Origin of the sequence: Mycobacterium sp. (assembly GCF_049683935.1) — a bacterium.
GTDB lineage: Bacteria > Actinomycetota > Actinomycetes > Mycobacteriales > Mycobacteriaceae > Mycobacterium.
On sequence record NZ_JBAUJR010000310.1, the window covers coordinates 1 to 8,830 of the forward strand.

Below are 8,830 nucleotides of genomic sequence, written 5' to 3' on the forward strand. Positions count from 1 at the left end.
CTGGACGCCTGGCGGTAGTAATCCTTGAGCTCGAGGTCCTTGTTGCGCAACGCGATCGCCGAACCAGGGATGCTGGCGGGGCCTTGCGTCGCCTCCTGCTGCGCCTGCTGACGCGCCTCGGACAACCGCTGACCGACCCTGGCCCCGAACGCGAGTTGGAAGTTGATCCGCGCGGTGATCGTCGGGGTCGGCCGGTGCGCGCCTGAGGCGATGTAGTCCTTCGACGCGCGGACCATCTGCATGACGAGGCTGGTGTAGAGCGCGTGGCTGGCGTCGATGTCCTCGGCGAACCCGTAGGCGTAGACGAACGTCGAGTTCGACGCGATGTCGCATTTGACGTCGTTGGCCGCGGCGATCACCACAAAAAGCTGCACGTAGGTGCGCAGGCCTTTGGCCCCGGGATCACCGATGGTGATGGTGCGCTGCACCGGGGTCTGCGCCTGGGTGCGCTTGTCCGCGTGACTTCGCGCCACGGCGAGGTCGATCGAGGCCGCGGTGGCCAACCGCTGCGCAGCTGCCATGAACGCATCGGCTTCGTGTTGGTTGTCGGTGCCCTCGGCCTGGCGCAACAGCGCGGCGATCCGGGCCAGCATCTTGTCGTCGGTACTCATGTTCGCGAGGCTAAGGGACCAGTACGACTTTTCCACGGGTGTGGCCCGCCTGCAGATAACGATGCGCTTCTGCGGCCTCCCCGAGCGAAAACACCTTGTCCACCGTCACTTCCAGCTTCCCTTCGGCGGCCAGTTCGAGCAGCTTCGGCCGGGCGGCGTCGCGGATCTGCTGGCCACCGTCCGCGCCGGTCAGCGCCGCGATCCCGAGTTCGGCGGCCCTGCCGAAGCCGACGATCGTGGCGATCCGGCTACGGTCGGCCACCAACTCGACCGAGGTGTCCAGGGCTTCGTCGGTTCCCGCCAGGTCAAGTGCCGCGTCCACTGCGCCGATGGTCCGCACCCGGTCGAGCAGTCCGGGGCCGTAGGCGACCGGGTGGGCGCCGTATCCGCGCAGCTGATCGTGCCTGCCGGGGCTCGCGGTGGCGATCACGAGGGCACCGCGAGCGACGGCGAGTTGCACCGCCATCAGACCCACGCCGCCACTGGCGCCGTGGATCAGCACGGTATCGCCTGTCCCCACATCCGTTTTCATCAACAGGTGCCAGGCTGTACCGGCGACCAGGATGAGGCCGGCTGCCTGTTCGAAGCTCAGGCCGTCCGGCTTGTGCCCGACGTCGCTGCCATCGACAAGAACCTGTTCGGCGTAGCCGCCTCGGACATTCGTGGCGATCACCTCGTCGCCGACGGCCAGCGGACCGGTGTAGCCCTGGGCACCGGACCCGGTCGCCACGACCACGCCGGCCACCTCCATACCCACCGGCATCGGCAACGCGGCCGGGTCGCTGCCCATCGCGCCGCTGTACAGCTTGTAGTCGACGGGGTTGGTCCCAGCGGCGCGCACATCGAGGAGCACCTGGCCGGTACCCGGTTCGGGAAGCACGATGTCCTGTATCACAAGGACTTCGGGCCCGCCGTAGCTCTGGGCCACCACCGCTCTGGTCATCTCGGGAAGTGTAGCCCGCGGCAGGCGGTCACCTCTCGGCGAAGACGTCCAGAGCGGCGACCAACTGCGGCGACAGCGGATCCTGCCTGGCGTAGTTGGCGATGCTGTCGGTGGGGTCGTCGCGCAGCACGTGGCTGACACCGGAGAGTTCGACGACCGTCAGCGCGGTGTGCGCCAACGCATCGGCAAGCGGTCGGACGGCCTCGCAGCGTGCCTGGCTGTCGGCATCCGAACAGGTCAGCAGCACCGGCGTGCCAGCGGGCACCGCGGCCGCCAGCGCCAGCGGATCGATCCTGTCGGCTTCGACGACGGCGTTCACGTTTCCCGGGTTCACGATCGACACCAGGCCGTCGGGCAGCGTCTCGGGAACCGTGCCCTCGGTCCGGATCTGCTCGACCGCGGCCCGCCACGCCGCCACCGTCTCCGGCGTCCCGTCCGCGGTCACACGGTTGGTGATGATGTCGAGGTAACGGCCCGGCAGCGGCTGAAACAGGGCCAGCGAGTGCACCTTCGGCGCGGCGGGGTCGTTGTCACCGGCCAGTGTCATCGCGTGGATGGCGCCCTCGCCCAACGCGTAGACCGACAGCCGCTCCGGATCACTGGCGGGGCGGTCGGCGAGGAAGCGGAGAGCCGATGCGGCGCCCGCGGTGTAGACAGCGCTTCCGACGTCCTGCGGATTCTGCGCGTACGGACCCAGCCCGGTCCTGCCGGTGCCGACCTTGTCGTAGCGCAGGCTGGCGACGTCGCGGTCCGACAGCAGTTCCGCGAGCTGACGCATGTTGCCGATCGGACCGGCGACCTGGTTGTCGCCGTTGCGGTCGGTGTTCCCGCTTTCGGAGATCAGCAGCACCGCAGGAGCAGGTTCTCCTCCGGAGAGGTGGCGGTATGTGCCGTGCAGCGTCAACCCGTCGGCCTCGAACGTCACCTCCTCGTCAACCCAGGTGGGCTGCTCCGGGGCATCCGAGGAGCAACCCGCGATCAGTACCGCAAGCGAAAAAAGCAGTCCAGCAATGGCTTTCACAGCTTCGCCTCTATCCACGCAGTGACGTCGTCGAGCACCAACGCTTTCTCGGGCTCGTTGAACACCTCGTGATACAGACCCGGGTACACCTTGAGATGCACGTCGGTGCAGCCCACGCATTCCACCAATTTCTTGCTTCCCTCCACGGGGATCAGCCGGTCCTGATCACCGTGCACCACGAGCAGCGGTGCGGTGATGATGCCCGCCCGCTGCGGCATCGACTCGCCGACGCCGATCAGCGCCCGTGCGATACCGGCAGGCAGCTTGCCGTGGTGGACGAGCGGGTCGGACTCGTAGGCCGCGACGACGGCGGGGTCCCGGGAGACCGCGTCGGCGGGAAGGTCCTCCACCGGGGTTCCCGGGGCCAGCCTGCCCAACATCTTGGCCACCCGCACCATCACCGGCGACACTGACGCCTGGGCGTCGACCGCGGGTCCGGACAGCACCATCGCGGTGTAGTCGCCCGGGTGCTCGACCCCGTAGGCGAACACGATTCCGCCGCCCATGCTGTGACCCACCACGATGCGGGGGAGGTCGGGGTGCTCGGTGGCGGCGATGCCGACCAGCGTGTGGAAGTCACCGGTGTACTCGGACATGTCGCGCAGATACACCCGCTTGCCGCCGGACCGGCCGTGACCGCGGTGATCCAGCGCGTACGTGACCAAACCGGCGTCAGCGAACCGGGCGGCCACATGGTCGTAGCGCCGGGCGTGTTCGGCGTACCCGTGGGCGAGGATCACCACCCCGCGGGGTACCGGGTGGGGTGGCGGGAAACTCCCAGCGTCCGGCGTCCACACGTCGTAGACGATCCGGACGCCTCCGATGCCATCGAAACTGCGTTCGCTGTGGGTCACGGGCATCCACGGAGACTATCGGGCGGGGGTGGCCACCCTCGGCCGCGATGACCCTGTTCTTGTCAGACCCACTGCGTAAACTCCGATTCGTGACTGTCCTGGCCCTCGACGACACTAGTGCCGAAGACGCGTTTCTCGCCGACGCGCAGCGTTATCGGCGGGAGTTGCTCGCACACTGCTACCGGATGACAGGTTCGCTGCACGACGCGGAGGATCTGGTCCAGGAAACCTATCTACGGGCGTGGAAGTCCTACAAAGGGTTCCAGGGCAAATCCTCGGTGCGAACGTGGCTCTACCGGATCGCCACTAACACGTGTCTGACGGCGCTGGACGGGCGTAAACGGCGGCCGCTGCCGACCGGCCTGGGAGCACCGGCCTCCGATCCCACCGCCGACATCGTCGACCACAGCGAGATCCCGTGGTTGGAGCCGCTGCCGGACACCCCGCGGGAGGATCCGTCGGATCCATCGGTGATCGCCGAATCCCGCGAGTCGGTTCGCCTGGCGTTCGTCGCAGCGCTGCAGCATCTGTCTCCGCGCCAGCGTGCTGTGCTCGTCCTGCGCGAGGTGTTGCAGTGGAAGGCGGCCGAGGTGGGCGAGGCCGTCGGCGTCTCCACCGCGGCCGTCAACAGCCTGCTGCAGCGGGCTCGCGCTCAACTCGACGAGGTGCAGCCCAGCCGCGACGATCAACCCGCACCACCGGACTCGCAGGAGGTCGCGGATCTGCTGGGCAAGTACATCTCGGCGTTCGAGAGCTACAACATGGACCAGTTGGTGGAGCTCTTCACCGCCGACGCCGTCTGGGAGATGCCGCCCTTCGACGGCTGGTACCAGGGTCCCCGCAACATCGTCACGCTGTCGAAGACGCACTGCCCCGCCGAGAAGGCCGGCGACATGCGATTCCTGGTCACCACCGCCAACGGCCAACCGGCCGCCGCGCTCTACATGCTCAACCCCCATACCGGCGCGCACGAGGCGTTCCAGCTGCACGTGCTCGATGTGCGGCCCGCCGGCATCGCCCATGTGGTGGCCTTCAAGGAGATCGGGTTCTTCGAGAAGTTCGGGCTTCCCTCCTCGTTGTGAGGCCGTTCAGTCGGTCGACGACTGAGACGCGGGCTTCCCCGGCTTGATCCTGGCCAGGACCGTTTCGATCGCGGAGCCGAAGGCCCGCAGCTGCGCGTCGGACAGGCCGTCGAACACCGCGGTGCGCACCAGTTCCACGTGCCCGGGGGCGGCGGTCTCCAGTGCGGACCGGCCTTCGTCGGTGATGCTCACCGTCGCACCCCGGCGGTCTTCGTCGTGCCCTTCGCGGTGCAGCAGACCACGCCCCCGCATGCGGCGCAGCTGGTGCGAGACCCGACTCTGTTCCCACCCGATCAGATCGCCGAGTTCGTTGATCCGCATCGGTCCGCGCTCCGACAGCGCGACCAGGACGTCGTAGTCGGACAGCGAGAGCTCACAGTCCTGTTGCAGCTGACGGTGCATCGCGGTCTGCAGGCTGCCGGTCATCGCCAGGTAGTTGCGCCAGATCCGCTGCTGCTCGTCGCTGAGCCATTCCATGAGCCCACCCTACCGGAATACATGACGTGTCATCCATGTTGTCGGGTCGAGTACGGCCACCTAGGCTGACACAGACTCCCGAGGAGTGAACGTGATGACCAGTGCCCAGTCCATCGTCGACATCCGACGTGCCGGCGACCGCGCCAAGACCAAGATCGCCTGGCTGGACTCCAAGCATTCGTTCTCGTTCGGCAGCCATTATGAGCCCGAGAACACCCATCACGGACTGCTTTTGGTCAACAACGACGATGTGGTGAAGCCCGGCACCGGGTTTGACACCCATCCGCACCGGGACATGGAGATCGTGACCTGGGTGATGCGCGGGTCGCTGGTCCACCAGGACTCCACCGGCCATTCCGGCGTCATCTACCCGGGGCTGGCCCAGCGGATGTCCGCGGGCAAGGGCATCCTGCACTCGGAGAAGAACGACTCCTGGACTCTGACCGGACAGCAATCCCACAGTGCCGTTGACTCTTCGGGCAAGCGCCTCATCGCCGAGCCGGTGCATTTTGTCCAGATGTGGGTCGTGCCCGACGAATCGGGCATCACACCGGGCTACCAGCAACTCGAGATCGACGACGAACTGCTGCAGGGCACTCTGGTGCCGATCGCCTCGGGCATGCCGGAGCACAGCGATGCCGCCGCCATCACGATCCGCAACCGCTACGCCGCGTTGCACGGTGCGCGCCTGGCGCCGGGCCAGAGCGTCGAACTGCCGGAGGCTCCGTACCTGCATCTGTTCGTGCCCCGCGGTGAGGTCGTCCTCGAGGGCGCCGGCCCATTGCATGAGGGTGACGCGGTGCGGTTCACCGCAACCGGCGGCCAGCGCGTCACCGCCACCCAACCCGCCGAGATACTCGTCTGGGAGATGCATGCGACACTCGCTGCGGCATAAGCACACCGGAGCAGTTCTGCTGGGGATGGTGCTGCTCGCAGGCTGCACCACCACAGCGGAGACACCGACGACGACGTCGGCACCGTCGACCACGCCGTCGGCCCCACCTGCTGCACCTCCCGTCACCGGGACGTCGACGGTGACGGTCGAGGTCGGACCCGACCTCGCCGACGCACCGTTCGACGAGCCCCGCCAGGCTGTGGTGCCGCAGGGGTGGACGATGTCGGTATGGGCACGGACCTCCAAGCCGCGACTGGCGGTCTGGACCCCCGACGGTGATCTGCTGGTGTCGATCCCCAGCGCCGGCAGGGTGCTTCGCTTCGAGCCTGCGCAGGACGGGGCACCCGAGGAATCGGTGCTCCTCGACGGCCTCGACCAGCCGCACGGACTGACCTTCTCAGGATCGACTCTCTATGTGGCACAGAGTGATCAAGTTGATGCCTACGACTACGCCGCCGGAGCTGCGACCAACCAGAGAACCGTCGCGGGTGGCATCCCGGACGGACGAAGCCCCGAACTGCGAGGCGCCTACTCGCACGCGTTGAAGAGCGTGGCGGTCGGCCCCGACGGGGCGGTGTACTTCTCCATCGGCTCGACGGGCAACATCTCCGCTGAGGACCGCACCGCCGACCCCCCGCGAGCGACGATCATGCGGGTACCGCCGGGAGGTGGACCGGCCGCACCGTTCGCGACCGGCGTGCGAAACGGCACCGGCCTCGCGATCGCACCCGATGGTGCGGTGTGGACGGCGAACAACGGGCGGGACAACGTCGCGTTCCCCGAGCCCGGACCGGACTATGGACAGGTCGTTCCGGAGTACGTCGACGACCATCCGCCCGAGCAACTGGCGAAGTTGACTCCCGGTCGTGAATTGGGTTGGCCTTACTGCAATTCCGACGGCGGTCCCGCCGACCTGCCGTTCATCCGGGACGTGCAGACCAACCCCGACGGTGAGCTGATGGACTGTGCGTCGTTGCCGCCGGTGGAGCAGAGCTTCGGCGCACACTCGGCACCGCTGGGGCTGAGCTTCGTCGACGGCGACCTGCCTGAGCCGTACGCGACCGGGGCGCTGGTCGGGGTTCACGGGTCCTGGAACAGGCAACCTCCGCGGGCGCCGGAGGTGTCGTTCTATCCGTGGCGAGACGGCGGACTGGGCGACCAGCAGACGCTTGTCGGCGGCTTCCAGGCCGAGGACGGGTCACGGTGGGGCCGGCCCGTCGACGCGATCGCCGGACCCGACGGCGCGGTCTACATCACCGATGACGACGCCGACGCCATCTACCGACTCGCGCCGCCCGGCTAAGCCGATTGCGCCAGCCGGTTGAGGACGGTGGTCATCTGCTTCTCGGTGTCACCGGCGCGTTTCTCGAACGCCCGCTTCATCACCGGGTTGAGCAGCTTGGCCGCGCCGTACATCTCCAGTTCGGCCTCGTAGGTGATCATCGATCCGGCGCCGTCGGCCTCGACGGTGATGCTGTCGACCGCGGTCGACGATTTGTTCTCGCCGATGAACACCACCTTGTGGTCGGAGAGTTCCTCGAGTTTGAAGGTGTGCTCTGCCCTCCGCCCGAAGAGCTTGGACACGTTGTGCCAATAGGAACCCTCGGCGACCGGACCGGTGTCGACGCGCTCACAACTGCGGGTTCCGGGATCCCATTTCTCGGCGTTTGCGAAGTCCTTGAGGTAGTCCACCACGACGCTGGGCGGCGGGCTGACGATGAACCTTCGTGAAACGGTGGCCATCGTCATCGGATACCCATCTCGCAACATCCTCACCCTCGATGTACCGGACGTCATCAGCCTTGCACCCGATCATCAGCAAACGCCGCAGCGACCCGCCCGGAATCGAACTGTGATGCCAATGTGACGAAAGTTGACAGTGTGTCTACTGGGATTATTGTTAGCTTGCCGACTTCCGTCGGCCGCCCATCTGCCGTGAGGAGCCGCCGTGCCGACTCCCGACGCAAACTTTCGGCGCATCGCGACGCGTCGTCGGGCACTGGCTACTGCGATGGTGTGCGCCGTGCTCGCCACCTCGACGGGCGTTCCGGTCGCGTCGGCCGCCGGAGCACGCGAACTGCTTGCGGGTGCGATCGCCAACACCCGCGGCTCCTACCTCGTCTACAACTTCGGCAGCGGATTCCCCGCCCCGATGCTCAACGCCGGCGGTTCCTGGTACGAGATGAACAACGGCGGCCGGCTGATGATCATCAAGGCGGCCTCGCAGCGCCTGGCACCGCGACTGCTCGCCGACTCACACACCGGCTACCAGGCCCGCTGCGAGCGTGACCCGCGCGCACGCACCGGCGAAGGGCTGTGGCAGGCCTCGGAGATCTATCCCCCGCTGCAGGCATGGCAGGCGCTGGGCCAACCCACGATCGCGATCAACGCCAACTTCTTCGACGTGCGCGGACAGCAGGGTGGGTCCTGGAAGTCGACCGGTTGCAGTTCACCGCTGGGCGCCTACGTCGACAACACCCGCGGGCTGGGGCGTACCAACAACGCGGTGACGGGCACGCTGGCCTATGCCGGCAAGCAGGGGTTGTCCAACGGGAACGAAACGTGGACCGCGCTGTCGACGATGATCATGCCGGTGGCCGGCGCGCCGTTCGTGGTGGCGCCGAAGAGCCCGGACGATTACGACGCGGCGTCTCCGGTCATCAAGGATCTGATCGACAAGGGCACCAGGTTCGTCGCCGTCGCCGGTCTGGGACTACTGGCGCCCGGCGACACCGGCCAGCTGAACGACCCCGGCCCGAGCGCGGCACGCACCGCGATCGCCTACGCCCGGGACCGCGACGAGATGTACGTGTTCCAGGGCGGCAACTACACCCCCGACCAGATCCAGGATTTGTTCCGCGGCGTGGGCAGCGACACCGCCGTGCTGCTCGACGGCGGCGGCTCCTCGGCGATCGTGTTGCGCCGCGACACCGGCGGCATGTGGGCC

Annotated in this window: 10 protein-coding genes; 4 read left to right on the forward strand and 6 right to left on the reverse strand. The window is 67.4% G+C overall.

Annotated features, from left to right (window positions below):
* From WA965_RS18195 to WA965_RS18210, 4 genes are all read right to left on the reverse strand, one after another.
* Positions 1-611: DUF2786 domain-containing protein (locus WA965_RS18195; protein ID WP_526447902.1), on the reverse strand; the 611-nt coding region annotated here is incomplete at its 3' end.
* 10 nt (positions 612-621) lie between these two features.
* Positions 622-1,554, reverse strand: a complete 933-nt coding sequence (locus WA965_RS18200) for an NADP-dependent oxidoreductase (protein ID WP_526299546.1) — start codon at positions 1,552-1,554, stop codon at positions 622-624.
* A gap of 28 nt (positions 1,555-1,582) precedes the next feature.
* Complete coding sequence (locus WA965_RS18205) at positions 1,583-2,575, reverse strand: hypothetical protein (RefSeq protein WP_526299544.1); 993 nt, start codon at positions 2,573-2,575, stop codon at positions 1,583-1,585.
* Positions 2,572-3,435, reverse strand: coding sequence for an alpha/beta hydrolase (locus tag WA965_RS18210; protein ID WP_526299542.1), 864 nt, complete (start codon positions 3,433-3,435; stop codon positions 2,572-2,574). Before WA965_RS18210 ends, WA965_RS18205 begins: the two co-directional genes overlap by 4 nt.
* 53 nt (positions 3,436-3,488) lie before the next feature.
* On the opposite strand from WA965_RS18210, the gene WA965_RS18215 reads away from it, so the two are divergent.
* Positions 3,489-4,511: an RNA polymerase subunit sigma-70 gene (locus WA965_RS18215; RefSeq protein WP_526299572.1), complete on the forward strand. Its 1,023-nt coding sequence runs from the start codon at positions 3,489-3,491 to the stop codon at positions 4,509-4,511.
* A gap of 6 nt (positions 4,512-4,517) precedes the next feature.
* On the opposite strand, the gene WA965_RS18220 is transcribed toward WA965_RS18215, so the two are convergent.
* Positions 4,518-4,988 (reverse strand): MarR family winged helix-turn-helix transcriptional regulator, encoded by a 471-nt coding sequence (locus tag WA965_RS18220; protein ID WP_526299540.1) that lies wholly within the window; start codon positions 4,986-4,988, stop codon positions 4,518-4,520.
* A gap of 94 nt (positions 4,989-5,082) precedes the next feature.
* Between WA965_RS18220 and WA965_RS18225 the strand changes: the two genes are divergently transcribed.
* Together WA965_RS18225 and WA965_RS18230 are read left to right on the forward strand one after the other, a co-directional pair.
* On the forward strand, positions 5,083-5,883 hold the full coding sequence (locus tag WA965_RS18225; RefSeq protein ID WP_526299538.1) for a pirin family protein: 801 nt from the start codon (positions 5,083-5,085) through the stop codon (positions 5,881-5,883).
* Positions 5,861-7,186 carry a PQQ-dependent sugar dehydrogenase gene (locus tag WA965_RS18230; RefSeq protein ID WP_526299536.1) on the forward strand — a complete coding sequence of 442 codons (1,326 nt, stop codon included), beginning with the start codon at positions 5,861-5,863 and terminating at the stop codon, positions 7,184-7,186. Before WA965_RS18225 ends, WA965_RS18230 begins: the two co-directional genes overlap by 23 nt.
* On the opposite strand, the gene WA965_RS18235 is transcribed toward WA965_RS18230, so the two are convergent.
* Entirely contained in the window at positions 7,183-7,626 is a 444-nt protein-coding gene (locus WA965_RS18235) for an SRPBCC family protein (protein ID WP_526299534.1), read from the reverse strand. The genes WA965_RS18230 and WA965_RS18235 overlap by 4 nt on opposite strands.
* Before the next feature lie 205 nt (positions 7,627-7,831).
* Here WA965_RS18235 and WA965_RS18240 point away from each other — a divergent pair.
* The coding region (locus WA965_RS18240) for a phosphodiester glycosidase family protein (protein ID WP_526447904.1) at positions 7,832-8,830 on the forward strand (999 nt) is incomplete at its 3' end.

Coding starts and splice junctions, on each gene's coding strand:
- WA965_RS18200 (WP_526299546.1), bottom strand. CDS start 1,554: ATGACCAGAGCGGTGGTGGCCCAGAGCTACGGCGGGCCCGAAGTCCTT.
- WA965_RS18210 (WP_526299542.1), bottom strand. CDS start 3,435: ATGCCCGTGACCCACAGCGAACGCAGTTTCGATGGCATCGGAGGCGTC.
- WA965_RS18220 (WP_526299540.1), bottom strand. CDS start 4,988: ATGGAATGGCTCAGCGACGAGCAGCAGCGGATCTGGCGCAACTACCTG.
- WA965_RS18225 (WP_526299538.1), top strand. CDS start 5,083: ATGACCAGTGCCCAGTCCATCGTCGACATCCGACGTGCCGGCGACCGC.
- WA965_RS18230 (WP_526299536.1), top strand. CDS start 5,861: ATGCGACACTCGCTGCGGCATAAGCACACCGGAGCAGTTCTGCTGGGG.
- WA965_RS18235 (WP_526299534.1), bottom strand. CDS start 7,626: ATGGCCACCGTTTCACGAAGGTTCATCGTCAGCCCGCCGCCCAGCGTC.